This window comes from Variovorax sp. SRS16 (assembly GCF_901827165.1).
GTDB lineage: Bacteria > Pseudomonadota > Gammaproteobacteria > Burkholderiales > Burkholderiaceae_C > Variovorax.
Window position 1 is genome coordinate 1,170,228 of the sequence record NZ_LR594666.1, and the last position, 26,941, is coordinate 1,197,168.

General features: G+C 65.1%; 25 protein-coding genes. 24 read left to right on the plus strand and 1 reads right to left on the minus strand.

Annotated elements, in window-relative coordinates:
* Positions 1–49: 49 nt before the first annotated feature.
* Positions 50–382, plus strand: a complete 333-nt coding sequence (gene cyaY, locus E5P2_RS05600) for an iron donor protein CyaY (protein WP_162566168.1) — start codon at positions 50–52, stop codon at positions 380–382.
* On the opposite strand, the gene E5P2_RS05605 is transcribed toward cyaY, so the two are convergent.
* On the minus strand, positions 379–2,784 hold the full coding sequence (locus E5P2_RS05605) for a penicillin-binding protein 1A (protein WP_162566169.1): 2,406 nt from the start codon (positions 2,782–2,784) through the stop codon (positions 379–381). The genes cyaY and E5P2_RS05605 overlap by 4 nt on opposite strands.
* Positions 2,785–3,024: 240 nt before the next feature.
* Here E5P2_RS05605 and E5P2_RS05610 point away from each other — a divergent pair, with 240 nt between their 5' ends.
* From E5P2_RS05610 to E5P2_RS05720, 23 genes are all read left to right on the plus strand, one after another.
* Positions 3,025–4,104 (plus strand): pilus assembly protein PilM, encoded by a 1,080-nt coding sequence (locus tag E5P2_RS05610; RefSeq protein ID WP_162570348.1) that lies wholly within the window; start codon positions 3,025–3,027, stop codon positions 4,102–4,104.
* Positions 4,101–4,718, plus strand: a complete 618-nt coding sequence (locus tag E5P2_RS05615; protein ID WP_162570349.1) for a PilN domain-containing protein — start codon at positions 4,101–4,103, stop codon at positions 4,716–4,718. Before E5P2_RS05610 ends, E5P2_RS05615 begins: the two co-directional genes overlap by 4 nt.
* A gap of 9 nt (positions 4,719–4,727) precedes the next feature.
* Complete coding sequence (locus tag E5P2_RS05620) at positions 4,728–5,399, plus strand: type 4a pilus biogenesis protein PilO (RefSeq protein WP_162570350.1); 672 nt, start codon at positions 4,728–4,730, stop codon at positions 5,397–5,399.
* On the plus strand, positions 5,396–5,935 hold the full coding sequence (locus tag E5P2_RS05625; protein WP_162566170.1) for a pilus assembly protein PilP: 540 nt from the start codon (positions 5,396–5,398) through the stop codon (positions 5,933–5,935). The genes E5P2_RS05620 and E5P2_RS05625 overlap by 4 nt, the downstream gene beginning before the upstream one ends.
* Positions 5,932–8,073 carry a type IV pilus secretin family protein gene (gene pilQ, locus E5P2_RS05630; RefSeq protein WP_162566171.1) on the plus strand — a complete coding sequence of 714 codons (2,142 nt, stop codon included), beginning with the start codon at positions 5,932–5,934 and terminating at the stop codon, positions 8,071–8,073. Before E5P2_RS05625 ends, pilQ begins: the two co-directional genes overlap by 4 nt.
* A gap of 19 nt (positions 8,074–8,092) precedes the next feature.
* On the plus strand, positions 8,093–8,644 hold the full coding sequence (locus E5P2_RS05635; RefSeq protein WP_162566172.1) for a shikimate kinase: 552 nt from the start codon (positions 8,093–8,095) through the stop codon (positions 8,642–8,644).
* A 35-nt stretch (positions 8,645–8,679) separates the two neighbouring features.
* Positions 8,680–9,780 carry a 3-dehydroquinate synthase gene (aroB, locus tag E5P2_RS05640; protein ID WP_162566173.1) on the plus strand — a complete coding sequence of 367 codons (1,101 nt, stop codon included), beginning with the start codon at positions 8,680–8,682 and terminating at the stop codon, positions 9,778–9,780.
* Positions 9,781–9,838: 58 nt separating this feature from the next.
* Positions 9,839–10,969: a deoxyguanosinetriphosphate triphosphohydrolase gene (locus E5P2_RS05645; RefSeq protein ID WP_162566174.1), complete on the plus strand. Its 1,131-nt coding sequence runs from the start codon at positions 9,839–9,841 to the stop codon at positions 10,967–10,969.
* Positions 10,966–12,225 (plus strand): MFS transporter, encoded by a 1,260-nt coding sequence (locus E5P2_RS05650; protein WP_162566175.1) that lies wholly within the window; start codon positions 10,966–10,968, stop codon positions 12,223–12,225. Before E5P2_RS05645 ends, E5P2_RS05650 begins: the two co-directional genes overlap by 4 nt.
* Positions 12,222–12,794, plus strand: coding sequence for a DUF1415 domain-containing protein (locus E5P2_RS05655; protein WP_162566176.1), 573 nt, complete (start codon positions 12,222–12,224; stop codon positions 12,792–12,794). The genes E5P2_RS05650 and E5P2_RS05655 overlap by 4 nt, the downstream gene beginning before the upstream one ends.
* Positions 12,791–13,651 carry a class I SAM-dependent methyltransferase gene (locus tag E5P2_RS05660; RefSeq protein ID WP_162566177.1) on the plus strand — a complete coding sequence of 287 codons (861 nt, stop codon included), beginning with the start codon at positions 12,791–12,793 and terminating at the stop codon, positions 13,649–13,651. The genes E5P2_RS05655 and E5P2_RS05660 overlap by 4 nt, the downstream gene beginning before the upstream one ends.
* 22 nt (positions 13,652–13,673) lie before the next feature.
* The gene (locus tag E5P2_RS05665) at positions 13,674–14,375 is read left to right on the plus strand and encodes a transposase (protein ID WP_162566178.1); all 702 of its coding nucleotides are present in this window, start codon (positions 13,674–13,676) and stop codon (positions 14,373–14,375) included.
* Between the two features lie 174 nt (positions 14,376–14,549).
* Positions 14,550–19,289, plus strand: coding sequence for a glutamate synthase-related protein (locus tag E5P2_RS05670; protein WP_162566179.1), 4,740 nt, complete (start codon positions 14,550–14,552; stop codon positions 19,287–19,289).
* Positions 19,290–19,321: 32 nt separating this feature from the next.
* The gene (locus tag E5P2_RS05675) at positions 19,322–20,800 is read left to right on the plus strand and encodes a glutamate synthase subunit beta (RefSeq protein WP_162566180.1); all 1,479 of its coding nucleotides are present in this window, start codon (positions 19,322–19,324) and stop codon (positions 20,798–20,800) included.
* Between the two features lie 149 nt (positions 20,801–20,949).
* Positions 20,950–21,771: an ABC transporter ATP-binding protein gene (locus E5P2_RS05680; protein ID WP_162566181.1), complete on the plus strand. Its 822-nt coding sequence runs from the start codon at positions 20,950–20,952 to the stop codon at positions 21,769–21,771.
* 73 nt (positions 21,772–21,844) lie between these two features.
* Complete coding sequence (gene mlaE, locus E5P2_RS05685; RefSeq protein ID WP_162566182.1) at positions 21,845–22,627, plus strand: lipid asymmetry maintenance ABC transporter permease subunit MlaE; 783 nt, start codon at positions 21,845–21,847, stop codon at positions 22,625–22,627.
* A 26-nt stretch (positions 22,628–22,653) separates the two neighbouring features.
* On the plus strand, positions 22,654–23,145 hold the full coding sequence (gene mlaD, locus E5P2_RS05690; RefSeq protein WP_162566183.1) for an outer membrane lipid asymmetry maintenance protein MlaD: 492 nt from the start codon (positions 22,654–22,656) through the stop codon (positions 23,143–23,145).
* Positions 23,142–23,894 carry an MlaA family lipoprotein gene (locus tag E5P2_RS05695; RefSeq protein WP_162566184.1) on the plus strand — a complete coding sequence of 251 codons (753 nt, stop codon included), beginning with the start codon at positions 23,142–23,144 and terminating at the stop codon, positions 23,892–23,894. The genes mlaD and E5P2_RS05695 overlap by 4 nt, the downstream gene beginning before the upstream one ends.
* A gap of 114 nt (positions 23,895–24,008) precedes the next feature.
* The gene (locus E5P2_RS05700; protein ID WP_162566185.1) at positions 24,009–24,662 is read left to right on the plus strand and encodes an MlaC/ttg2D family ABC transporter substrate-binding protein; all 654 of its coding nucleotides are present in this window, start codon (positions 24,009–24,011) and stop codon (positions 24,660–24,662) included.
* 11 nt (positions 24,663–24,673) lie between these two features.
* Complete coding sequence (locus E5P2_RS05705; protein WP_162566186.1) at positions 24,674–24,946, plus strand: STAS domain-containing protein; 273 nt, start codon at positions 24,674–24,676, stop codon at positions 24,944–24,946.
* A 35-nt stretch (positions 24,947–24,981) separates the two neighbouring features.
* Entirely contained in the window at positions 24,982–25,929 is a 948-nt protein-coding gene (locus E5P2_RS05710; protein WP_162566187.1) for an ABC transporter ATP-binding protein, read from the plus strand.
* Positions 25,929–26,693, plus strand: coding sequence for an ABC transporter permease (locus E5P2_RS05715; RefSeq protein WP_162570351.1), 765 nt, complete (start codon positions 25,929–25,931; stop codon positions 26,691–26,693). The genes E5P2_RS05710 and E5P2_RS05715 overlap by 1 nt, the downstream gene beginning before the upstream one ends.
* A 4-nt stretch (positions 26,694–26,697) precedes the next feature.
* The gene (locus E5P2_RS05720; RefSeq protein ID WP_162566188.1) at positions 26,698–26,940 is read left to right on the plus strand and encodes a BolA family protein; all 243 of its coding nucleotides are present in this window, start codon (positions 26,698–26,700) and stop codon (positions 26,938–26,940) included.
* Position 26,941 lies beyond the last annotated feature (1 nt).

Here is a 26,941-nt window from a genome sequence, read left to right on the forward strand (position 1 = left end):
CTGCCGCGCTCACTAGAATTTGACGAACATTCAACATGGCGAAATTGTAATGACCGACCCCGAGTACATGGATCGCGCGGAAGCGGCACTGGCCGCCATCGAGCGCGGGTGCGATCGCATCAACGATGCGACCGACGCCGATATCGACAATCAGCGCGTGGGCGGCATGATCACGATCACCTTTCCCAACCGCAGCCAGTTGATCGTCAATCTGCAGAAGCCGCTGCAGGAGATCTGGCTGGCCGCGCGTTCCGGCGGCTATCACTATCGGCACGACGGCCGTGTGTGGGTGGACACCAAGACCGGCGAAGAGCTGTTCGGCAACCTGTCGCGCGAAGCGACTGCGCAGGCCGGGCAGCCGCTCGCGTTCAGGGCTGACTAATTGCGGAACAGGTCGAGGATCTTGCTGCGCTCTTCGGGCGCGGGCGCCGGGCTGATCGGCACGCCGGTGATCGATTCGACCGGCGGTGTCGCCGTCGTGTCGACGCCGAGCGTCGCCACGCCGCGGCCCGGTGCGTAGTCGTCGTAGTACCACTCGCCGCCGACGTTGACGACGCCGGCGGGCACCGGTATCTCGGCCACCGGAACGCCCTTGATCGCGGTCTCCATGTAGGTGATCCAGATTGGCAGGCTCAGGCCGCCGCCGGTCTCGCGGTCACCCAGCTTGCGCGGCGTGTCGTAGCCCATCCATGCGACGGCAGCCATCGTCGGCTGGAAGCCTGCGAACCACGCGTCGAGGGAATCGTTGGTGGTGCCCGTCTTGCCGTAGAGGTCGGTCCGCTTCAGCGTGGCTTGCGCCTTGGCCGCGGTGCCGCCGCTCGCCACCGATTGCAGCAGGCTGTCCATGATGTAGGCGTTGCGCTGCGGGATCACGCGCAGGGCGTCGTTGAGCAGCGGGGGTTGCGGCTCGACCAGGACCTTGTCCTTGTGGTCGGTGATGCGTGTCACGAGATAGGGATTGACGCGGTAGCCGCCGTTGGCGAACACCGAATAGGCCGTCGCCATCTGCATCGGCGTGACGGAGCCGGCGCCCAGCGCCATCGGCAGGTAGGCCGGGTGCTTGTCACGGTCGAAGCCGAAGTTGGTGATCCAGTCCTGCGCGTAGTGCGTTCCGATCGATTGCAGGATGCGGATCGACACCATGTTCTTGGACTTCATCAGCGCGCGGCGCATCGACATCGGCCCGTCGAAGCCGCCGTCGTAGTTCTTCGGCTCCCAGGGCTGGCCGCCGGTCGTGCCTGCATCGAAGAACAGCGGCGCATCGTTGATGACCGTGCTGGGCGTGAAGCCCTTCTCGAGCGCGGCCGAGTAGATGAAGGGCTTGAAGCTCGACCCGGGCTGGCGCCAGGCCTGCGTGACGTGGTTGAACTTGTTCTTGCCGAAATCGAAGCCACCCACCATGGCCTTGACGGCGCCGTCGCGTGGATCGACGGCCACGAATGCGCCTTCGACCTCGGGCAACTGGGTGATCTCCCACGTGTTCTTGGGCGTTTTCGCCACGCGGATCACCGCGCCGCGACGGATCTTGATGTTGGGCGGTGCCTTGTCCGACAGCCCCGACTGCGCCGGGCGGAGACCCTCGCCGACGATCTGCAGCGTGTCGCCGTTGCTGCGAATGGCGGTGATTTCCTTGGCGTTGGCTTTGAGCACCACGGCCGACATCACGTCGCCGTTGTCCGGATGTTCGGCCAGGGCGTCGTCGACCGCTTCGTCGAGCTCCTTCGGATCATTGGGCAGGTCGACGAATTTCTCGGGGCCGCGATAGATCTGGCGCCGCTCGAAATCCATGATGCCCTTGCGCAAGGCGTTGTAAGCCGCCGCCTGATCCGTTGCCACGAGCGTGGTGTAGACCTTGAGGCCGCGCGTGTAGGTGCTGTCGCCGTACTGGGCGTACATCAGCTGGCGAACGGTCTCGGCGACGTACTCGGCGTGCAGGCGCGTCGGGTCCGCTGCGTCGCGAAGGTGGAGTTCTTCCTTCTTGGCTTCGGCTGCCTGCTCGGCGGTGATGAAGCCGGCTTCCTGCATCCGGTCGATCACGTAGAGCTGTCGTCCTCTCGCACGCGTCGGGTTGTTGACGGGATTGTTGGCACCGGGCGCCTTCGGCAGGCCCGCGAGCATCGCTGCCTGCGCGATCGTGATGTCCTGCAGCGGCTTGCCGAAATACGCTTCGGAGGCTGCTGCGAAACCGTAAGCCCGGTTGCCGAGATAGATCTGGTTCAGGTAGATCTCGAAGATCTGGTCCTTGGTGAGCAGATGCTCGAGCTTGAAGGTCAGCAGGACTTCGTAGATCTTGCGCGTCAGTGTCTTCTCGGAACTCAGGTACACGTTGCGCGCGACCTGCATCGTGATGGTCGAGGCCCCCTGGCTCTTCACGCGGTTCAGGTTGGCGAGCCCGGCGCGCAGCATCCCCTTGTAGTCGACGCCGCCGTGGTCGTAGAAGCGCGCGTCCTCGGCTGCCAGCACCGCATCCTTCATGACCTTCGGGATGGTCGCGATCGGCGTGAGGTTGCGTCGCTCCTCGCCGAATTCGCCGATCAGGATGCCTTCGGACGAGAAGACGCGCAGTGGCAGCTTGGGACGGTAGTCGGCGAGTTCGGAGATGTCCGGCAGATTGGGGTAGGCGACCGCCAGTGCGACGGCGATGACGCAGACCAGCGCTACCACGCCGGCCGCGGCGAGCCCCAGTCCCCACAATATGATGCGCAGCAACCATGTCAGCCAGGCGGCGCGCTTTGGAGGGGGAGGTGTCTTGGCTGGCCTGTTGGGGCGAGGGGTTTCTGGCATTGAGGCCCTGAGAGTCAGCGGACATTATAAAAACCCCGCCCCCTTCGCGGCCCGCTCGTAGCATCTAGGCCCCAAGTACGCCAATTTGTGACCTAAGTTGCAGATCGCTACCGTCGCGTCGACTTTTGACAACGAATGCACATCCCAGGAGGTTTCACCGCTTGGTCGGCTCGATACCTTACTGATAGCATGCAACCACACGCAAATTTTTCCAATCGTTACAAACGGACGGGATCGAACTTGGCTGCATTGGGATCGTTGTTTCGCCGGCAGCCCGCGCCATTGCTCGGGCTGGATGTCAGCTCATCCAGCGTCAAGCTGGTCGAGTTGGGCCGCGACGCGAGCGGCAAGCTGGTACTCGAACGCTGCGCGATCGAGCCCCTGGAACGGGGATGGATCACCGACGGCAATGTGGAAAAGTTCGATGAGGTCGCCGAGGCGGTCCGGCGCGTGGTTCGCAAGAGCGGCACGCGCACCAAGAATGCGGCGCTGGCCCTTCCGCCTTCGGCTGTCATCACCAAGAAGATCGTTCTTCCCGGCGGCATGAGCGAGCAGGAACTCGAGATCCAGGTCGAGTCCGAAGCCAATCAATACATCCCCTTCTCGCTCGACGAAGTCAGTCTCGATTTCTGTGTCATCGGACAAAGCGCCAATTCGACTGGCGATGTCGAGGTGCTGATCGCCGCGTCGCGCAAGGAGAAGGTCCAGGATCGCCAGGGGCTGGCCGAGGCCGCGGGTCTGAAGGCGATGATTCTCGATGTCGAGTCCTATGCATCGCGTCTTGCGACGGCGCGGCTCATCGAGCAACTCCCAGGGCAGGGCCGCGATGCGGTGGTCGCGCTGTTCGAGGTGGGTGCGTTCACGACGAGCATGCAGGTCCTGCGCAATCAGGAAGTGCTCTATGACCGTGACCAAGCCTTCGGAGGTGCTCAGCTGACGCAACTGATCGTGCGTCAGTACGGCTTCTCGGCGGAAGAGGCAGAGACCAAGAAGCGCAGCGGTGATCTGCCCGACGACTACGGCTCGGGTGTCCTGAAGCCCTTCGTTGCGAGCATTGCGCAGGAAATCGCAAGGGCCTTGCAATTCTTCTTCACCAGCACGCCGCACAACCGCGTCGACTACGTGTTGCTGGCGGGCGGATCGGCGGCGCTGCCCGGCCTGACGAGCGCTGTCACGCGCCAGACCTCCTTCGCATGCTCGCTCGTGAATCCGTTCGACGGGATGGAAATCGGCAGCGGGATCCGGGAGAAGAAGGTTCGACGAGAGGCCCCGTCCTATCTGACATCGTGCGGTCTGGCGATGCGGAGGTTTCTGCAGTGATTCTGATCAATCTGCTCCCGCATCGGGAGGCCGCGCGCAAACGTCGGCGCGAGACCTTCTATGCCATGCTGGGGATGTCCGCGCTATTGGGTGTCCTGATCGCGGGCGGGACGTATCTCTGGTTCCAGGCGCAGATTTCCAGTCAGCAGGCGAAGAACAGCTTTCTCCAATCCTCGATCACCAAACTCGAGGGCGAGATCAAGGAGATCTCGACGCTGCAGTCCGAAATCGCGGCATTGCGTGCGCGCCAGCAGGCCGTCGAAGACCTGCAGGGCGATCGCAACATGCCCGTGCATCTGCTCAACGAACTCGTTCGCCAGTTGCCCGACGGCGTCTATCTGACCACCATGAAGCAGGACAACCAGACTGTCACGCTCCAGGGCATGGCGCAGTCGAACGAGCGCGTGTCCGAACTGCTGCGGAATCTGGGGAACAACAGCCCATGGCTCGTCAAGCCGGAATTGGTCGAGATCACCTCCGGGACGGTCACCCTGAGCCCGCGTGATCAGCGGCGGGTCGCGAACTTCACGATGCGCATCGGGCTCAAGCGGCCCACGGATGTTCAGAAGGCAGCCGGCCCGGCGGGCGCTGCATCCAGTGCCGTCAAAGGGTAAGTGCTCATCATGGCGACAAGACGCTCTTCCCAAATCGATCTCGCTGCGGCCGTGCGGCGCTTCGGCGATCAGTTCCGCGGCCTGAATCCGAATGACCCGTCCGTATGGCCGCCTGTGCCTCGCTACGCGCTGTGCATCGCCGTCGCCGTGCTGGTGCTGGCGGGACTGTGGTTCATCTGGCTCACCAACTCGAACGACGAACTCGACGCCGCGCGGGCCAAGGAAGTCACATTGCGGGCGGACTATCAGAAGAAGGTGGCGCAGGCCGCCAATCTCGACCTGCTGAAGAAGCAGCGCGAGCAGGTGCAGCAGTACGTGACGCTGCTCGAGAAGCAGTTGCCCAGCAAGGCAGAAATGGATGCGCTGCTCTCGGACATCAATCAAGCGGGGCTCGGGCGCAGCCTGCAATTCGAGTTGTTCCGTCCCGGGCAGATTTCTGTCAAGGACTACTACGCCGAGTTGCCGATCGCCGTGCGGGTGACCGGGCGCTATCACGACATGGGCGCTTTTGCCGCGGACGTCGCCAATCTTTCCCGCATCGTGACGCTGAACAATCTGGCCATCACGCCCCAGAAGGACGGCGCCTTGACCATGGATGCCACCGCGCGGACCTACCGGTATCTGGATGCCGAAGAGCAGGCCATGCAAAAGCGCGCGACAGCCGGAGCGAAGAAGAAATGAGAGCGCTCCAATTCCTGTGCGTCGCTGTCGCCGTGGTCGGCCTGAGCGGCTGTGGCGGATCCGAGCAGGAGGACCTTCAACGCTGGATGGCGGATCAGAGGGCGCAGGTGCGTCCGACGGTGCCGCCGATCACCGAGCCGAAGAAGTTCACGCCTCAGGCCTATACGGAAGCCGGTTCGATCGATCCCTTCAACATGCAGAAGCTCACACAGGCGTTGCGGCGCGACTCGAGCCAGCCGAGCACCTCGGGCCTCATCGCCCCCGAACTGTCACGTCGCAAGGAGGCATTGGAAGCCTTCCCGCTGGACTCGATGGCCATGGTCGGCAGCATGAATCGCAACGGCCAGCCTGTTGCCCTGGTCAGCGTCGACAAGCTGCTGTATCAAGTGCGGGTCGGCAACTACCTGGGACTCAACTACGGGCGCATCACCCGTATCAGCGAAACCGAACTCGCCTTGCGTGAAATCGTGCAGGACGCCGCCGGTGAATGGATCGAACGCGTGGCGACGCTGCAGTTGCAAGAGAGGTCGAAATGAATCAACAAAAATCAAAATTCGCACAGGCATTGCGTGCGCTCGGGATGGCGGCGTTCGCACTCACTACGGCTGCCATCGTGCATGCGCAGAATGCCATCGAATCCGTCACGAGCTCCATGCAGTCCGGCTCGGAAGTCGTCCGGATCGACCTGACGCAACCGCTCGCCGCCGTACCGAACGGCTTTGCCATTCAAACACCGGCCCGCATCGCGCTCGATTTTCCGGGGGTGACCAATGCCATCGGCCGCTCGGCGATCGACATCAACCAGGGCAATCTGCGATCCGTCAATGTCGTGCAGGCCGGTGAGCGCACCCGTCTGGTGTTGAATCTGAAGCAGGCCACCGCCTACAAGACGGAAATCCAAGGCAAGTCGCTCCTGGTGTCGCTGGAGCCCGTGGCCGGCACTGCGCTGGCCAGTTCCACGCCGGCCGCATTTGCCGAGAACCGCAACCGGGATACCCTGCCGCTGCGCGATGTCGACTTCCGACTCGGCTCGGAGAACACGGGGCGGGTGATCGTCGATCTGGCCAACAACCAGGTCGGTGTCGATGTCCGTCAGCAAGGCAAGAGCCTGATCGTGGAGTTCACGAAGTCGACCTTGCCCGAGGGCCTGCGCCGTCGCCTCGACGTCTCGGATTTCGGCACGCCCGTCCAATTGGTGACGACGCAGCAGGCCGGCGATCGCGTCCGGATGACGATCGATGCCAAGGGCGATTGGGAACACAGCGCCTATCAGAGCGAAAACCAGTTCGTGGTCGAAGTCCGCCCGCGCAAGGTCGATCCGACCAAGCTCACGCAGGGTGTCGGCTACACGGGCGAGAAGCTGTCGCTCAACTTCCAGAACATCGAGATCCGGTCGCTGCTCCAGGTGATCGCGGACTTCACGAACTTCAATATCGTGACCTCGGATTCGGTGACCGGCTCGCTCACGTTGCGCCTCAAGGACGTGCCTTGGGACCAGGCGCTCGACATCATCATGCAGGCCAAGAACCTCGGCATGCGCAAGAACGGCAGCGTCCTGTGGATCGCGCCGAAGGACGAGATCAACGCCAAGGAAAAGCTCGAGTTCGAGGCGCAGGCCGCCATCGCCAATCTGGAGCCGCTGCGGACCCAGTCGTTCCAGCTCAACTACACCAAGGCCGTCACGATTGCCCAGGGTCTGACCGGATCGGGGACATCCAGCGGCGGTTCGGGTTCGACGACGCGCATCCTGAGCCCCCGCGGCAGCGTGATCGCCGAGGCGCGTACCAATCAGATCTTCGTTTCGGACATTCCCGCACGTCTGGCCGATGTCGCCGAGCTGATCCGCAAGCTCGACATTCCCGTGCGCCAGGTGCTGATCGAAGCGCGCATCGTCGAGGCATCCGACACCTTCGGCAAATCGCTTGGCGTCAGGCTGGGTGGTGGGATCTCGGGCGGCAGCGTGGGCTCGACCAACGGCCATCAGGTGTTCGGCAACCTCGGCGTGATGCCGACCGTCACGGCGGGAACCGCGACCACGGCGTCGAGCGCGGTCACGAACTTCACCAACTCCAACTTCGTGAACCTGCCCTCCGCGGGCGTGTCGGGGAACGGCAATGCGCCGGGCACCTTCGCGATTTCGCTGTTCAACTCCAGCTTCTCGCGCATGCTGAACCTCGAAATCTCGGCGTTGGAAGCCGATGGCAAGGGCAAGGTGGTTTCAAGTCCGCGCGTGGTGACGGCGGACCAGACCAAGGCGTTGATCGAGCAGGGCACCGAATTGCCTTACCAAGTCGCCACCTCGAGCGGCGCGACCTCGATCGCCTTCCGCAAGGCCAACCTGAAGCTCGAAGTCACGCCGCAGATCACGCCCGAGGGCAACATCATCCTGACGCTCGACGTCAACAAGGACACGGTGGGCCAGGCCACGACGGCAGGCTTTGCGATCGATACCAAGCATGTGCAGACCGAGGTGCTGGTCGAGAACGGCGGCACGGTGGTCATCGGTGGTATCTTCGAACTTACCGAAACCAACAACGAATCGCGGATACCGGTACTCGGCGAAGTGCCCTACCTTGGCGCACTGTTCCGTACCCGTGATCGCTCTCTCAACAAGACAGAAATGCTCGTCTTTATCACCCCGAAGATGATTACCGATCGCAACGCCGCGCACTGACGCGCGGTGTCGTAGCTGTGTGGCTGTAGCACTCGTCGGCTTGCCCGGCGCCGGCAAATCCGCGGTAGGCCGCCGTCTCGGGCAGCGTTTGCGGCTTCCATTTGTCGACAGCGATCACCTGATCGAGGACCGGATCGGCTGCTCGATCCGGGATTACTTCGAGCGTGAGGGCGAAGCGAGCTTCCGTGAGCTCGAAGCATCGGTGATCGCGGACCTGGCCGCCAACGCCGCTTCGCAAGGCGTCGTCGCGACCGGTGGCGGCGCCGTGTTGCGGGAGTCCAACCGCACGCTGCTGCGCCGGCATTTCCACGTGGTCTATTTGCGATCCTCGCCCGAAGACCTGTTTCGGCGCCTGCGCCACGACGTCAAGCGGCCGCTGCTCCAGGTCGCCGACCCGCTGGGTCGCCTGCGGGATCTCTACAGCGCGCGTGATCCGCTGTACCGCGAAACGGCCCATGAGATCGTCGAGACCGGGCGTCCCTCGGTGGCTATGCTGGTGAACATCATCGTGATGCAGCTCGAGCTGGCGGGCATCGCTTCGCCCGAGTCCGACGTCGACCCACCACTCTGAGAGAGAGATGGCGGCATGCGCCTAAACTCGGGGCCATGCGACTGTCCGTCCCTCCTGAAAGCGTCGAGATCCTGCTCGGCGAGCGCAGCTACCCGATCCTGATCGGCAGCGATCTGTTGAGCGAGCCCCGCCATCTGGCGGCCGTGCCGACGGGCAGCGCGGCCTTGATCGTGACCAACACCACGGTCGAGCCGTTGTATGCGGCAACCTTGCGCGAGGCCCTGGCGGCCCGATTTCGCGCTGTCCATGTGCTGAGCCTGCCGGATGGCGAAGCGTACAAGGATTGGCGCACGCTGAACCTGATCTTCGACGCGTTGCTGGGCCATGGCTGCGACCGCAAGACCGTGCTTTTCGCGCTGGGCGGCGGTGTGGTCGGCGACATGACCGGCTTTGCCGCTGCGAGTTACATGCGCGGCGTGCCTTTCGTGCAGGTGCCGACCACCTTGCTCGCCCAGGTCGACTCGTCGGTGGGTGGCAAGACCGCGATCAATCATCCGCTCGGCAAGAACATGATCGGCGCGTTCTATCAGCCGAGGCTCGTTCTCTGCGACCTGTCGACGCTGTCGACCCTGCCGGCGCGCGAACTCAGCGCGGGACTGGCCGAGGTCATCAAGTACGGACCCATCCACGACCTGGACTTCCTCGACTGGATCGAGGCGAACATCGATGCGCTGGTGGCGCGGGACCCGGCCGCGCTGGCGCATGCCGTGCGGCGCAGCTGCGAGATCAAGGCCTTGGTCGTGGGCCAGGACGAACGGGAGACCGGGCTGCGCGCGATCCTCAACTTCGGCCACACCTTCGGCCACGCCATCGAATCGGGCCTCGGCTATGGCAAGTGGCTGCATGGCGAGGCCGTGGGCTGCGGCATGGTGATGGGCGCGCATCTGTCTCGGCGTCTCGGCGGGATCGACGATGCCTTCGTTCGGCGTCTCACCGCATTGATCGAACGCGCGGGGCTGCCCGTGGTCGGGCCTGCGCTGGGTGCGGACCGCTATCTCGAACTCATGCGCGTCGACAAGAAGTCGGAAGCCGGCGAGATCCGTTTCGTCGTGATCGACAAGCCGGGGTCGGCCACCGTGCGCAGCGCACCCGATGCCATGGTGCGCGAGGTGCTGGCGCAATGCTGCGCGGCCTGAATCGAGCGCCGATCGCTGCTTCGATGCCGACGGCAGGAACCGCGGGCCAGACCGCATCATGAGCCTCGCGCGCCATGCCAGCGACCCGGGCTTCTCGCGTGGACGGCGCCACTTCGAAGCACCGGCGCCCACGCGGGATGCGTTCCAGCGCGATCGCGATCGCATCGTGCACTCCACCGCGTTCCGGCGCCTGGTCTACAAGACCCAGGTGTTCCTGAATCACGAAGGGGATCTTTTCCGTACCCGTCTCACCCATTCGCTCGAGGTGGCGCAGCTCGGCCGCTCGATCGCCCGTGCCCTGCAGCTGAACGAGGACCTGGTCGAGGCCATCGCGCTGGCGCATGATCTCGGGCACACGCCTTTCGGCCATGCAGGCCAGGATGCGCTCGATGGCTGCATGCGGGATCACGGCGGCTTCGAGCACAACCTGCAGAGCCTGCGCGTGGTGGATGAACTCGAGCACCGCTATCCGCAATACGACGGCCTCAACCTGAGCTTCGAGACCCGCGAAGGGATTCTCAAGCATTGTTCACGCGCCAACGCGGAACGCATCGAGGCGGTCGAGCCGGGCGGGGTGGCGCGGCGTTTTTGCGATCGCACCCAGCCCAGCCTCGAAGCGCAGCTGTGCAATCTCGCGGACGAGATCGCCTACAACGCGCACGATATCGACGATGGTGTTCGATCAGGCCTGATCGGCATCGAGAGCCTGGGCGAGGTCGGCCTGTTCGATCGCCATCGCCGCGAAGCGCTGGCCGATCATCCGCAGCTCCAGGGGCGGCGCGTTCTCTACGAGACGATTCGGCGGATGCTGAGCGCGCAGGTCTATGACGTGATCGATGCGACGCGTGCGGCGCTCGAGCAGGCCGCCCCCGTGGACGCCGATGCGGTGCGCCGCGCGCCGCCGCTGGTGCTGTTCGGCGAGACGATGCGCGCGCAATCCACCGAACTCAAGCGCTTTCTTTTCGACAATCTGTACCGCCATGCCCGCGTGATGCAGACCGCCGATCAGGCCCAGCGCGTCGTGCGCGGGTTGTTCGCGGCCTATCTCGACGACGCGGCCGAAATGCCGGGCGCCTATGTGCAGCGGACCGATCGGCACCGGGCGGTCGCCGACTACATCGCCGGCATGACCGATCGCTTCGCGATCCGTGAATACGAGCGCCTGACAGGGCAGCGGTGGATCGAATGAGCAGCGCGCCGCGTCCTGGCAGGGCCGGTGTTCCCGCCGCGGCGTTCGCCGTCGTCATGGCTGGCGTCGCGGCCGCCTTGCACCTGGGCAAGTTGCCGCCTGCGGTGCCTGCGCTGCGGGCGACGCTGGGCATCGGGCTGGTGGAGGCGGGCTTCCTGCTTTCGCTGGTGCAGTTGGCGGGCATGACCCTCGGCCTGCTGGTCGGACTCACCGCCGACACGATCGGACTGCGCCGCAGCATGTTGACCGGTTTGACGGTGCTCACGGTCGCCAGCGTGCTCGGCGGTGCCGTCGGGGTTGCGGACCCCGGGGCGCACACGGTCTCTGAGCTGCTTGCCTTGCGCGCGCTCGAAGGCGTCGGCTTTCTCCTGACCGTCATGCCGGGACCCGGCCTGATCCGCGCGCAGTCGGTGCCGCACACGGAAAAGGCGGCGCTGGGTCTCTGGGCTGCCTACATGCCGCTCGGCGTGGCGCTGGCACTGTTGTGCGGGCCTGCGCTGATCGCCTGGCTGGGCTGGCCCGGCTGGTGGTGGGTGCTGTCGGCGGTGTCGGCTGCCGCCGCTGCCTGGGTGGCACTGGCGGTGCCGGCCGACGGCCGCCGTGTGCGGGTTGCCGCCGTATCCCGGGAAGATGGGGTTGCGCGTTTGCGCGCCACGCTCGGCGCGCGTGGGCCGCGCACGCTGGCTCTCGCGTTCGCCGTCTATTCCTCGCAATGGATCGCGGTGATCGGTTTCCTGCCCGCGATCTATGCGGACGCCGACGTCCCGGCCGGCTGGAGCGCGGCGCTGACAGCGCTCGCGGCGGCCCTGAACATCGTCGGCAATGTGACCGGCGGCCGACTTCTGCAGCGAGGCGTGGCGCCCGAGCGCCTGCTTCGATGGGGCTTCGCCATGATGGCGCTCGGCGGCGTCGCCGCCTTCGCCCAGATCGGCCAGAACGCAACGGCGAGCCTTCCACCGGTGTTGCGCTACCTCGCGGTCTGCATGTTCTCGCTCGGCGGCGGCGTCGTTCCCGCCACCTTGTTCATGCTGTCGGTCCGGATCGCGCCAGGGCCTTCGACCGTCTCCGCAACGGTCGGGATGATGCAGCAGGCTTCATCGCTGGGCCAGTTCATCGCGCCGCCGGTCGTTGCCTGGATCGCACATCGCGTAGGCGGCTGGGAGTGGACCTGGATCGTGACGCTGGCCTGTTCGCTCGCAGGTATCGCGCTGGCGACCCGTTTGTCTCCCGCAAGTCCCCACGCCGGCACTGCATGAGCACCGGTGCCACAATTTCAGCGATGCAGGCCAGTGCCGACACGCGGCGCTGGCTCGAAGTGGCGGTGATCGGGCTCAATCTCTGCCCCTTCGCGAAAGCGGTCCACGTCAGGCAGCAGATTCACTACGACGTGTACCTGGCGAGCGATGCAGAGGGGCTGCTCGACGCCTTGCTCGATGCAGCGCAAGAACTTGCGGCCTGCGAGCCGTCCGAACGGGATACCACTCTGTTGATTGCACCGAACACCCTGGCCGATTTTCTGGACTTCAACGACTTCGTCGTCCGCGCCGAACGCGGGCTTGCGCGCGCGGGCTTCGAGGGCCAGCTGCAGCTCGCGAACTTTCATCCGCGCTATCAATTTGCCGGTACTGACATCGATGACGTCACGAACGCGACCAATCGTTCACCGTATCCCACGCTGCACCTGTTGCGCGAGGACAGCGTGAGCCGTGCGGTCGACGCCTTTCCCGATGCCGAAGCGATCTTCGGCCACAACATCCAGACGCTCGAGGCGCTGGGTGCCGCCGGCTGGGAGGCATTGAACGTCGGCCCGGGCAGCGCGCGATGAACAAGACGTCGAAGGCGGCGAAGGCCGAAGCCGAGGTGTCCGATGCCGTGCGGCCGGGCCAGTCGCTCGAACTGCTCAAGGAACTGCACATCCTGACCCGTGAAGGCCGCCTCAACCAGGATTCACGCCGCAAACTCAAGCAGGTCTATCACCTGTTCCAGTTCATCGAGAAGCTGCTGGGTGAATTGCCGGCCGATGGCGCGCAGGCCACGCTCGCGGACCATGGCGCAGGCAAGTCCTACCTCGGCTTCATCATCTACGACCTCTTTTTTCGAGGACGGGCCGATGGCCATGTCTATGGCATCGAGACGCGCGCGGACCTGGTTGAAAAGTCGCGGGCGCTGGCATCGCGGCTGGGATTCGAGCGCATGTCGTTTCTCAATCTCACGGTGGCCGAGTCGGCCGTTGCGGCCGAGTTGCCGGCGCGCATCGACGTGGTGACCGCGCTGCATGCCTGCGACACCGCCACCGACGACGCGATCGCGTTCGGCCTGCACAAGCAGGCGCGCTTCATGGTGCTGGTGCCCTGCTGTCAGGCCGAGATTGCGGCCTGTCTGCGCGAGAGCAAGGCCTTGCAGCTGTCGCGCACGCCATTGGCAGAGCTCTGGCGCCACCCGCTGCACACGCGCGAGATCGGCAGTCAGCTCACCAACGTGCTGCGCTGCCTCTACCTGGAAGCGAACGGCTACCAGGTGACCGTGACGGAACTGGTCGGCTGGGAGCACAGCATGAAGAACGAACTCATCATCGCGCGCCATACCGGTCAGCGCAAAGCCGACGCGGCCGAGCGGCTGCTTGAATTGCTGGCCCAGTTCGGGCTCGAATCCCTGTCGGCGACGCGCTTTCGCCTGCCCTGAGCAGGAGCGCCGGACTTGCGCCATGGCACGCCTGCCTCGCCTGACCCTCGCCGACCAGCCGCACCACGTGATCCAGCGCGGGAACAACCGGCAGGCGATCTTCGTGGACAACGCCGACAGGGAGATGCTGCTCGGCTTGCTGGGCGAGAACGCCCAGCGCCTGGGGATCGCGCTGCACGCGTACGTGTTGATGGACAACCACTTTCATCTGCTCGCCACGCCGTCGACTGCCCACGCATTGCCGCAGTGGATGCAGGCGATCGGCCGTCGCTACGTCCGCTACTTCAACCAGCGCCACGGGCGCACCGGCACGCTCTGGGAAGGGCGCTACCGATCGACGCTGATCCAGGCCGATCGCTATCTGCTCAATTGCATGGCCTACATGGACCAGAACCCGGTGCGCGCCGGCATCGCCGCCGAAGCGGGCGACTATCCATGGTCGAGCCATGCCCACTACGCCGGGCAGCGTCACGACAAACTGCTGACGCCCCATTCGCTCTATTGGACCCTCGGCAATACCCCGTTCGCGCGCGAGGCCGCGTATGCCGAGTTGGTGCGCGCGGGCGTCCCGGCTGCCGAACAAGCCGCGCTGACCGAAGCCACCCTGCATGGTTGGGCCGCGGGCGACCCCGAATTTCTGAACTCGCTGCAGAAGGCGACAGAGCGGCGAGTGCTCAAGGCGCGACCCGGTCGACCCTCCGCGGCCCGCAAATCTTTGCCCTGAAACGCGCCAGCCCGCATCGGGCCTGGCCATTGCGCTATCAATATGATGTGTCCCCTAATTAATTCCGACAAATCCATTCGGTAATTAATAGGAATCTGACCCTTATTAAAAGATTTGGCATTGTTTGTGCAATGCAATATGCTCCCTTTCCCACGAAACTGAAGGAGGGCGCCCATGACGACGGCTGCCGAGATCGAGTATCTCCAACAACACGGTCTGTACTCCGGTGCCGACGAACATGACGCCTGCGGCGTCGGCTTCGTCGCCCACATCAAGGGCGAGAAAAGCCACGCCATCGTTCTCCAGGGCCTGAAGATTCTCGAGAATCTGGACCATCGCGGCGCAGTGGGCGCTGACAAGCTCATGGGCGACGGCGCCGGCATCCTGATCCAGCTGCCCGACCTGCTGTACCGCGAGGAAATGGCCAAGCAGGGCGTGACGCTGCCGCCGCCCGGCGAATACGGTGTCGGCATGATCTTCCTGCCCAAGGAGCACGCGTCCCGCGAGGCCTGCGAGCAGGAAATGGAGCGCGCCATCAAGGCCGAAGGCCAGGTGCTGCTGGGCTGGCGCGACGTCCCGGTCAACCGCGAGATGCCGATGTCGCCGAACGTGCGTGCCAAGGAGCCTCTCCTGCGCCAGGTCTTCATCGGCCGCGGCAACGACGTGATCGTCCAGGACGCACTGGAGCGCAAGCTCTACGTGATCCGCAAGACCGCCAGCGCCAGCATCCAGCGCCTGAAGCTCAAGCACAGCAAGGAATACTATGTTCCGAGCATGTCGAGCCGCACGGTGGTCTACAAGGGGCTGCTGCTGGCCGACCAGGTCGGCACCTACTACCTCGATCTGCAGGACAAGCGCTGCGTCTCGGCGCTGGGCCTGGTGCATCAGCGCTTTTCCACCAACACCTTCCCGGAATGGCCGCTGGCCCATCCCTACCGTTATGTCGCGCACAACGGCGAGATCAACACGGTCAAGGGCAACTACAACTGGATGAAGGCGCGCGAAGGCGTGATGTCGTCGCCGGTGCTCGGCACCGATCTCCAGAAGCTCTATCCGATCAGCTTCCCGGGCCAATCCGACACCGCCACCTTCGACAACTGCCTCGAATTGCTCACCATGGCCGGCTACCCGATCAGCCAGGCGGTGATGATGATGATCCCCGAGCCCTGGGAACAGCACGCGACGATGGACCCGCGCCGCCGTGCCTTCTACGAATACCACGCCGCCATGCTGGAACCGTGGGACGGCCCGGCCTCGATCGTCTTCACCGACGGCCGCCAGATCGGTGCCACGCTCGACCGCAACGGCCTGCGGCCTTCGCGCTACTGCGTGACCGACGATGACCTCGTCATCATGGCTTCGGAATCCGGCGTGCTGCCGGTGCCCGAGCAGAAGATCGTCCGCAAGTGGCGCCTGCAGCCGGGCAGGATGTTCCTGATCGACCTCGAGCAGGGCCGCATGATCGACGATGAGGAGGTCAAGGCCACCCTCGCCAACAGCAAGCCCTACAAGCAGTGGATCGAGAACCTGCGCATCAAGCTCGACAGCGTCGAGGCCGAGGCGATCCAGGCGCCGCTGAGCCAGGTCAGCCTGCTCGATCGCCAGCAGGCCTTCGGCTACACGCAGGAAGACATCAAATTCCTCATGAGCCCGATGGCGCAGGCCGGCGAGGAAGGCATCGGCTCGATGGGCAACGACAGTCCGCTGGCCGTGCTGTCCAACAAGAACAAGCCGCTCTACAACTACTTCAAGCAGCTGTTCGCCCAGGTCACGAACCCGCCGATCGATCCGATCCGCGAGGCGATCGTGATGTCGCTGGTGTCCTTCATCGGCCCGAAGCCGAACCTGCTCGACATCAACCAGGTCAACCCGCCGATGCGGCTCGAAGTGAGCCAGCCGATCCTCGACTTCGCCGACATGGCGAAGCTGCGCGACATCGGCAAGTACACGCAAGGCAAGTTCAAGAGCTATGTGCTCGACATCACTTATCCGCTCGCCTGGGGCGAAGAGGGTGTCGAGGCCAAGCTGGCGTCGCTGTGCGCCGAGGCGGTCGATGCGATCAAGGGCGGTCACAACATCCTGATCGTGAGCGATCGCGCCGTCAGCCCGACGCAGATCGCGATCCCCGCGGCGCTCGCGCTCTCGGCCATCCACCAGTACCTGGTGCGCGAAGGCCTGCGGACCACGGCCGGCCTCGTGGTCGAGACCGGCTCGGCACGCGAGGTGCATCACTTCGGCGTGCTGGCAGGCTACGGCGCGGAAGCCGTGCACCCCTACCTCGCGATGGAAACGCTGGCCGCGATGCACGAGGACCTGCCCGGCGACCTGAGCGCGGACAAGGCGATCTACAACTACGTCAAGGCGGTCGGCAAGGGTCTGTCCAAGATCATGTCGAAGATGGGCGTCAGCACCTACATGAGCTACTGCGGCGCGCAGCTGTTCGAGGCCATCGGCCTCAACAGCGACACGGTCGCCAAGTACTTCACCGGCACCGCGAGCCGGGTCGAGGGCATCGGCGTGTTCGAGATCGCGCAGGAAGCGATCCGCATGCACAAGGCCGCGTTCGGCGACGATCCGGTGCTCGCCCGCATGCTCGATGCCGGCGGCGAATACGCTTGGCGCACGCGCGGTGAAGAGCACATGTGGACGCCCGACGCGATCGCCAAGCTGCAGCACAGCACGCGCGCCAACAACTTCAACACCTACAAGGAATATGCGCAGCTCATCAACGACCAGAACCGCCGCCACCTGACGCTGCGCGGCCTGTTCGAGTTCCGGATCGATCCGGCCAAGGCGATTCCGGTCGACGAGGTCGAACCCGCGGCCGAGATCGTCAAGCGCTTCGCGACCGGTGCGATGTCGCTCGGTTCGATCAGCACCGAGGCGCATTCGACGCTCGCCGTCGCGATGAACCGCATCGGCGGCAAGAGCAACACCGGCGAAGGCGGCGAGGATCCGAACCGCTATCGCAACGAGCTCAAAGGCATCCCGATCAAGGTCGGCGACACGCTCAAGAGCGTGATCGGCGAGGCCAATGTCGAGGTCGACCTGCCGCTCGAGGCCGGTGACTCGCTGCGCTCGCGCATCAAGCAGGTGGCATCGGGGCGCTTCGGCGTCACCGCCGAATACCTGGTGTCGGCCGACCAGCTGCAGATCAAGATGGCGCAGGGCGCCAAGCCCGGCGAAGGCGGCCAGCTGCCGGGCGGCAAGGTGTCCAACTACATCGGCCAGCTGCGTTATTCGGTGCCGGGCGTCGGCCTCATCTCGCCGCCGCCGCACCACGACATCTATTCGATCGAGGATCTGGCGCAACTGATCCATGACCTGAAGAACGTCGCACCGCACGCGAGCGTGAGCGTCAAGCTAGTGAGTGAGGTCGGTGTCGGCACCATCGCGGCCGGCGTGGCCAAGTGCAAGAGCGACCACGTCGTGATCGCGGGCCATGACGGCGGTACGGGCGCATCGCCCTGGTCGTCGATCAAGCATGCCGGCAGCCCCTGGGAAATCGGCCTGGCCGAAACCCAGCAGACGCTGGTGCTCAACCGCCTGCGCGGCCGCATCCGCGTGCAGGCCGACGGCCAGATGAAGACCGGCCGCGACGTCGCGATCGGCGCTCTGCTCGGTGCCGACGAGTTCGGCTTCGCGACCGCGCCGCTGGTGGTCGAGGGCTGCATCATGATGCGCAAGTGCCATCTCAACACCTGCCCGGTCGGCGTCGCCACGCAGGACCCGGTGCTGCGCAAGAAGTTCTCGGGCAAGCCCGAGCACGTGGTGAACTTCTTCTTCTTCGTCGCCGAGGAAGTGCGCCAGATCATGGCGCAACTGGGCGTGCGCAAGTTCGACGACCTGATCGGCCGCGCCGACCTGCTCGACACGCGCCAGGGCATCGAGCACTGGAAGGCGCGCGGCCTCAACTTCAGCCGCCTGTTCGCTCAGCCGAACGTGCCCGCCGACGTGCCGCGCCATCACGTCGAGAACCAGGACCATGGCCTCGAGAAGAGCCTCGACAACAAGCTCATCGAGCGGTCGCGGCCGGCGATCGAGAAGGGCGAGAAGGTCCAGTTCATCGAAGTGGCGCGCAACGTCAACCGCTCGGTGGGGGCCATGCTCTCGGGTGCGCTGACCAAGGTCCATCCGCAGGGCCTGCCGGACGACAGCATCCGCATCCAGCTCGAAGGCACGGGTGGCCAGTCCTTCGGCGCCTTCCTGGCGCGCGGCATCACGCTCTACCTGATCGGCGATGCCAACGACTACACCGGCAAGGGCCTCTCGGGTGGTCGCGTGGTGGTGCGCCCCAGTCTCGACTTCCGCGGCGAGGCGGTGCGCAACACCATCGTCGGCAACACCGCGCTCTATGGTGCGACCACGGGCGAGGCCTACCTCTGCGGCGTGGCGGGCGAGCGCTTCGCGGTGCGCCTGTCGGGCGCCACCGCGGTGGTCGAAGGCACCGGCGACCATGGCTGCGAATACATGACCGGCGGCACGGTCGCCGTGCTCGGCAAGACCGGGCGCAACTTCGCCGCCGGCATGAGCGGCGGTCTTGCTTTCGTCTACGACGAGGACGGCCAGTTCGCGTCGCGCTGCAACCTGGCGATGGTGTCGCTCGACAAGGTGCTGACCTCGGCCGAACAGATCGCGAGCATGCATCGCAAGATCTGGCACGACGGCGAGACCGACGAAGCGCAGCTCAGGAAGCTGCTCGAGGATCATCACCGCTGGACCGGCAGCAAGCGTGCGCGCGAACTGCTCGACAACTGGGCCGTCTCGCGCACGAGGTTCGTGAAGGTCTTCCCCAACGAATACAAGCGGGCGCTGGCCGAGATCCACGATCGCAAGGTCGAACTCACGAGCAGCGGCAACAACGCCCATGTGGGCCTCGAGCCGCACGCAATGGCCAAGCCCGTGGCTGCCTGAAGGCGGCGAGCACACAAGAACAGGACAGCACGATGGGAAAGATCACTGGCTTCATGGAGCACGAGCGTGTCGAAGAGGGCTACAAGCCCGTCGCCGAGCGCGTCAAGCACTACAAGGAATTCGTTGTCGGCCTCGACCCCGCACAGGCCCAGGTGCAGGGCGCACGCTGCATGGATTGCGGCACGCCGTTCTGCAACAGCGGCTGCCCGGTCAACAACATCATTCCGGACTTCAACGACCTCGTCTATCGCGACGACTGGCAGAGCGCCTTCACCGTGCTCGATTCGACCAACAACTTCCCGGAGTTCACCGGCCGCATCTGTCCCGCACCCTGCGAGGCGGCCTGCGTGCTCAACGTGAACGACGACCCCGTCGGCATCAAGTCGATCGAGCACGCGATCATCGACCGCGCCTGGGACGAAGGCTGGGTCGCGGCCCGCCCGCCCAAGCACAAGACCGGCAAGAAGGTCGCCGTGGTCGGTTCCGGGCCGGCCGGCATGGCGGCCGCGCAGCAGCTCGCGCGCGTCGGCCACGATGTCACCCTGTTCGAGAAGAACGATCGCATCGGCGGCCTGCTGCGCTACGGCATTCCCGACTTCAAGATGGAGAAGTCGCACATCGATCGCCGCGTCGAGCAGATGAAGGCCGAAGGCGTGAGCTTTCGCACCGGCGTGATGGTCGGCGCCGCCAAGGATCCGCTGGGCAAGGGCTCCAAGGTCACCAACTGGGCCAAGGAAATCGTCACGCCCGAGCAGCTCGAGCGCGAGTTCGATGCGGTGTTGCTCACCGGCGGTGCCGAGCAATCGCGCGATCTGCCCGTGCCCGGCCGCGACCTCGACGGCATTCACTTCGCGATGGAATTCCTGCCGCAGCAGAACAAGGTCAATGCCGGCGACAAGGTCAAGGGTCAGCTGCGTGCCGACGGCAAGCATGTGATCGTGATCGGCGGCGGCGATACCGGCTCCGACTGCGTGGGCACCAGCAACCGCCACGGTGCGGCGAGCGTGACCCAGTTCGAGCTGATGCCGCAGCCGCCGGAAGAAGAGAACCGTCCGCTGACCTGGCCCTACTGGCCCTACAAGTTGCGCACCAGTTCCAGCCACGAGGAAGGATGCGAGCGCGAGTTCGCGATCTCGACCAAGGAATTCGTCGGCGAGAAGGGCAAGCTGACCGGCCTCAAGACGGTCCGGGTCGAGTGGAAGGACGGCAAGATGGTCGAGGTCGCGGGCAGCGAGCAACTGCTCAAGGCCGATCTCGTTCTGCTGGCGATGGGCTTCGTGAGCCCGGTCGGCAACGTGCTGGATGCCTTCGGTGTCGCGAAGGACGCGCGCGGCAATGCGAAGGCCAGTGTCGACTTCATCGGCGGTTACGCGACCAACGTGCCGAAGGTCTTCGCCGCGGGCGATATTCGTCGCGGCCAGTCGCTGGTGGTCTGGGCGATTCGCGAAGGGCGGCAAGCGGCTCGTTCGGTCGACGAGTTCTTGATGGGTTTTAGCGATTTGCCTCGGTAGACCCCCGGCCCGGCGCAGCCGGTTCCGTGGTGTTTCGGGAACGGTAGCTGACATGGGTGGTCAGGGTCGGGTGAGGGCCCGCGCTTCATTTATCATGGCTGGTCACCGCGAGCCGGGATGCCTGAGGGCGCCCCGGCTTTTCTGTTGCTATGGACCCTTCTGCCACTTCCCTTGTTGAATTTCGCGACGTCGCCTTCGGCTACGGCGCGCGAGCGATCCTCGATGGTGTTTCGTTCGCCGTGCCGCGCGGCAAGGTGACGGCGCTGATGGGCGCATCGGGTGGCGGCAAGACCACGGTGCTGCGGCTGATCGGCGGGCAGCTGCGCGCGCAGCGCGGCGAGGTGCTGATGGATGGGCAGGATGTGGGCAAGCTCGGCAACGACGCGCTCTATGCCGCGCGCCGTCGCATGGGCATGCTGTTTCAGTTCGGCGCGCTCTTCACCGACATGAGCGTGTTCGACAACGTCGCGTTTCCGCTGCGCGAGCACACCCGCCTGCCCGAAGCGCTGATCCGCGACATCGTGCTCATGAAGCTCGATGCGGTCGGATTGCGCGGTGCGCGGCAGTTGATGCCGAGCGAGGTGTCCGGCGGCATGGCACGGCGCGTGGCGCTGGCGCGCGCGATCGCACTCGACCCCGATCTCGTGATGTACGACGAACCCTTCGCCGGGCTCGACCCGATCTCGCTCGGCACCGCAGCGCGCCTGATCCGGCAACTCAACGACGCGCTCGGTCTGACCAGCATCGTGGTGTCGCACGACCTCGAAGAGACTTTCCGCATCGCCGACCACGTGATCATCCTGGCCAACGGCCGCATCGCCGCAGAGGGCAAGCCGGATGAGGTGCGCCGCAGCACCGATGCGCTGGTGCATCAGTTCGTCAATGCGCTGCCGGACGGGCCGGTGCATTTCCACTATCCCGGCGTCAGCGTCGAGGACGATTTCGGGAACGCGCAGGGAGGCCGGACATGAGCGCCGCGCCGGACCGCTCCAAGCAAGCTCGCTCCCGCCCGGCGGGAAGGCGCGAAGCGCCAAGGGTGCACCCATGAGCTGGTACCGGCCTTCGGACGTGGGCTTCGCGGTGCGCAGCAAGCTCGCCGATCTGGGCCTGGGCGCGCGGCTGTTCCTGCGGCTCCTGGTGCAGGGCGCGCGCAGCCTGCGCCGCTTCGGCCTGGTGCGCGACCAGATCCATTTCCTCGGCAACTACTCGCTCGCGATCATCGCCGTCTCGGGCCTGTTCGTCGGCTTCGTGCTCGGGCTGCAGGGCTACTACACGCTGCAGCGCTATGGCTCGTCGGAGGCGCTCGGCCTGCTGGTGGCGTTGAGCCTGGTGCGCGAACTGGGCCCGGTCGTCGCCGCGCTGCTCTTCGCCGGCCGCGCGGGCACCTCGCTGACCGCGGAGATCGGTCTCATGAAAGCCGGCGAGCAATTGAGCGCGATGGAAATGATGGCGGTCGATCCGGTGCAGCGAATCCTCGCGCCGCGCTTCTGGGCCGGCGTGATCACCATGCCGCTCCTGGCCGCCGTGTTCAGCGCGGTCGGGGTGTTCGGCGGCTACGTCGTGGGCGTGCTGATGCTGGGCGTGGACCCGGGTGCGTTCTGGGGCCAGATGCAGGGCGGCGTCGACGTCTGGCGCGATGTGGGCAACGGCGTGGTCAAGAGCATCGTGTTCGGCCTGACCGTGACCTTCGTCGCGCTGCTCGAAGGCTACGACGCGCAGCCCACGCCCGAAGGCGTGTCGCGCGCGACCACGCGGACCGTGGTGGTCGCGTCGCTGGCAGTGCTGGGCCTCGACTTCCTGCTGACGGCCATGATGTTCAGCATCTAGTAAAACTGATCAAAAGAGCGCAACACATGCAACGTTCCAACAAAGACATCTGGGTCGGCCTGTTCGTGCTGATCGGCGCGGCGGCGCTGCTGTTCCTGGCGCTCCAGTCGGCCAATCTGCTGAGCCTCAATTTCCAGAAGACCTACACCGTGACGGCGCGCTTCGACAACATCGGCGGCCTGAAGCCGCAGACGGCCGTGAAGAGCGCCGGCGTGGTGGTGGGACGTGTCGATTCGATCACGTTCGACGACAAGAACTTTCAGGCCAGCGTGACGCTGGCGCTGCAAAGCCGGTACAGTTTTCCGAAGGACAGTTCGCTCAAGATCCTGACCAGCGGCTTGCTCGGCGAGCAGTACATCGGGATCGAGGCGGGTGCCGACGCAAAAAATCTTCAGCCGGGCGATACCATCACCGCCACCCAGTCAGCTGTGGTCCTGGAAAATCTGATCAGCCAGTTCCTCTACAGCAAGGCCGCCGAAGGCAGCAGTCCGCCGCCCGGCAATAGCAACAAGAAATGACAACACGACCTCTTCCGGCCTTGTGGGCCGCCATCCGCGAGGCAGCGCCCCGCTTCCGGCAGACCGGCGCCGCCGCCGTGCTGATCCTGGTGACCGGCTGCGCGACCGGGCCCAACGCCAATCCGCGCGATCCGTTCGAGCCTTTCAATCGCGGTGTCTGGCGCTTCAACGACACGGTCGACAACGCCGTCGTGCGTCCGGTCGCGGTGGCCTACCGCGACGTGCTGCCCTCGCCGGTGCGCACCGGCGTCAACAATTTCTTCGGCAACCTGAGCGACGTGTGGAGTTTCGCCAACAGCGTGCTGCAACTCAAGCTGGAAAGCAGCGCGCAGAACTTCATGCGCGTGAACGTCAACACCTTCTTCGGCCTGGGCGGCCTGCTCGACGTTGCCTCCGAAGCCGGCATCGATCGCCACAACGAGGATTTCGGCCAGACGCTGGGACGCTGGGGCGTGCCGAGCGGCCCCTACCTGGTGCTGCCGGTGCTGGGTCCGTCGACCGTGCGCGACACCGCGGCCTTGCCTGTCGACTGGAAGGGCGATCTTCTGACGCAGATCGACAATGTTCCGGTGCGCAATTCGCTGTATGTGCTGCGCGGCGTCGACATTCGCTCGAACCTGCTGCGTGCCGGCCAGCTGCTGGACGACGCGGCGCTCGACAAGTATTCGTTCACGCGCGATGCGTTCCTGCAGCGCCGCCGCAACGATGTCTATGACGGCAATCCACCGGACGATGACAACGGCAAGTAAGTCGATTGCATCCGGTTGCAGGCCTTCGCGCCCGCTCTGGAACCCTGCCGTCGCGCCGTGTCTCCAACCCGCGACGGCCCTTCGGACCGACATTTGAAACAAGGGATTTATTCGATGAATCAGATTCTCCAACGCCGTTCGCTCGGACGCTTTGCGCTCGCCAGCCTGCTGCTGCTGGGTGCGGCCGTCTTTTTCGTGCAGCCGGCCCGTGCCGCCGACGAAGCCCCCGACGCACTCGTGAAGCGTCTTTCCTCCGACGTGCTCGAAACCATCAAGGCCGACAAGTCGATCAAGGCCGGCGACGTCAACAAGATCATGGCGCTGGTCGACAGCAAGATCATGCCGAACGTGGACTTCCAGCGCATGACCGCATCGGCGGTCGGCCCCGCCTGGCGGCAGGCCACGCCCGAGCAGCAGCAGCAGCTGGAGCAGGAATTCAAGACCCTGCTGGTGCGCACGTATGCCGGTGCGCTCGACCAGGTCAGCGACCAGACGGTGACCGTGCGTCCGTTCCGCGGCTCGACCGACGACAAGGAAGTGCTCGTGCGCACCGAGGTCCGGGGCAGCGGCGATCCCGTGCAGCTGGACTACCGGCTCGAGAAGACGCCGGGCGAAGCCGGCGGCTGGAAGATCTTCAACCTCAACGTGCTCGGCGTCTGGCTGGTCGATACCTACCGCACGCAGTTCTCGCAGCAGATCAACAGCAAGGGCATCGACGGTCTGATCGCTGCACTGGCCGCGCGCAACAAGAGCAACAGCAAGAGCTGAGCGAGAACCCGATGCTGGTCCTGCCACCGAAGCTGACACACGACGAAGCGCCTGCCTGCGTGCACATGCTCCAGCAGGGGCTCGCCGGGCAGGCCGAGACGTCCACGGTGGTGGACGCGAGTGCCTTGACGCAGTTCGATTCGTCGGCGCTTGCCGTGCTGCTCGAATGCCGCCGCGATGCGCGCGCCCGCGACCGCGGTTTCTCGGTCAAGGGCCTGCCTCCGCGCCTGCGCGAGTTGGCCGCGTTGTATGGCGTCGCGGGCCTTTTGCCGGCCGCGCCCTAGAGAACGGCGTCGGCCCCTAAAATGGCGGGTTGCCTATGCCCGCGATCTCTTTCCAATCGGTCTCCAAGACCTACCCCGCCTCGCGACAGCAGCGTGCCCAGGGACACCCTGGGCTTCGAGCCGTCGACAACGTCACGTTCCAGATCGAGGAGGGCGAGTTCTTCGGCCTGCTGGGGCCCAACGGCGCGGGCAAGACGACGCTGATCAGCATGCTGGCGGGCCTGTCGCGCCCGAGTTCGGGGTCCATCCAGGTTCATGGCTTCGACGTGCAGCGCGATTACGCCGAAGCACGCCGGCAGCTCGGCGTGGTGCCGCAGGAACTCGTCTTCGATCCTTTCTTCAACGTCCGCGAGGCGCTGCGCATCCAGTCGGGCTACTTCGGCATCAGGAACAACGACGCCTGGATCGACGAATTGCTGCACAGCCTCGGCCTGGCCGACAAGGCCACGGCCAACATGCGCCAGCTCTCCGGTGGCATGAAGCGCCGTGTGCTGGTCGCGCAGGCGCTGGTGCACAAGCCGCCGGTGATCGTGCTGGACGAACCCACCGCCGGCGTCGATGTCGAACTGCGGCAGACCCTGTGGCAGTTCATCGCCAAGCTCAACAAAGAGGGCAGCACCGTGCTGCTGACCACCCATTACCTCGAAGAGGCCGAGGCGCTGTGCCATCGCATCGCGATGCTCAAGCAGGGCCGCGTGATCGCGCTGGACCGCACCAGCGAGCTGCTGCGCTCGGCCGCCAGCAACGTGCTGCGCTTCAAGACCGACGGCATGCTGCCCTGGGCGATCGCGCAGCACGCGCGCATCACCGGCCGCATCGTGCAACTGCCGGCCCAGAATGCGCTCGAAGTCGAGCAATTGCTGGCCGCCATCCGCGAAGCCGGCCTGGCCGTCGAGGATGTCGAGATGCGCAAGGCCGATCTCGAGGATGTGTTCATCGACCTGATGGCGGGTGAGCAGACGCCGCTGGAGGTAGCGCGATGATGATCAGCGCACTGGGCTGGCGGGCGTTGCTCTACAAGGAGACGCTGCGCTTCTGGAAGGTCGGCTTCCAGACCGTCGGCGCTCCGGTGCTGACCGCCGTGCTCTACCTGCTGGTCTTCGGCCATGCGCTCGAAGACCACGTCAAGGTCTACGGCACGGTGCGCTACACGGCCTTCCTCGTGCCCGGGCTCGTGATGATGAGCGTGCTGCAGAACGCGTTCGCCAACAGCTCCTCGTCGATCATCCAGAGCAAGATCATGGGCAGCCTGGTGTTCGTGCTGCTGACGCCGCTGTCGCACTGGGGCATGTTCCTCGCCTACGTCGGCTCGTCGCTCGTGCGCGGGCTGGCGGTCGGCGTGGGCGTCTTCGTCGTGACGGCTTTCTTCGCGGTGCCCAGCTTCGTTGCGCCGGTGTGGATCCTGGTGTTCGCATTCCTGGGCGCGGCCATGCTGGGCACGCTGGGGCTGATCGCCGGCCTGTGGGCCGAGAAGTTCGATCAGATGGCGATGTTCCAGAATTTCCTGATCATGCCGATGACCTTCCTGTCGGGCGTGTTCTATTCGATCGGTTCGCTGCCGCCCTTCTGGCAGACGGTGAGCCACCTGAATCCGTTCTTCTACATGATCGACGGCTTCCGCTACGGCTTCTTCGGCGTCAGCGACGCCTCGCCGTGGTTGAGCCTCGCCATCGTCGGCGTCGCCTGGCTGGTTGTCAGCGCGATCGCCGTCCATCTTCTGCGCATCGGGTACAAAATCCGGGGCTGAACCCATGACCGCCGAAGAACTTCAATCCATCATCCAGTCCGGCCTGCGCTGCGAGCACATAGCGCTCGAGGGCGACGGCCGCCACTGGTACGCCACCATCGTCTCGCCCGAATTCGAAGGCCAGCGCGCCATCCAGCGACACCAGCGCGTCTACGCGACCCTCGGTGCCAAAATGCACACCGACGAGGTGCATGCGCTGTCGATGAAGACCTACACACCGGCCGAATGGGCCAATCAACCCTCCTAGT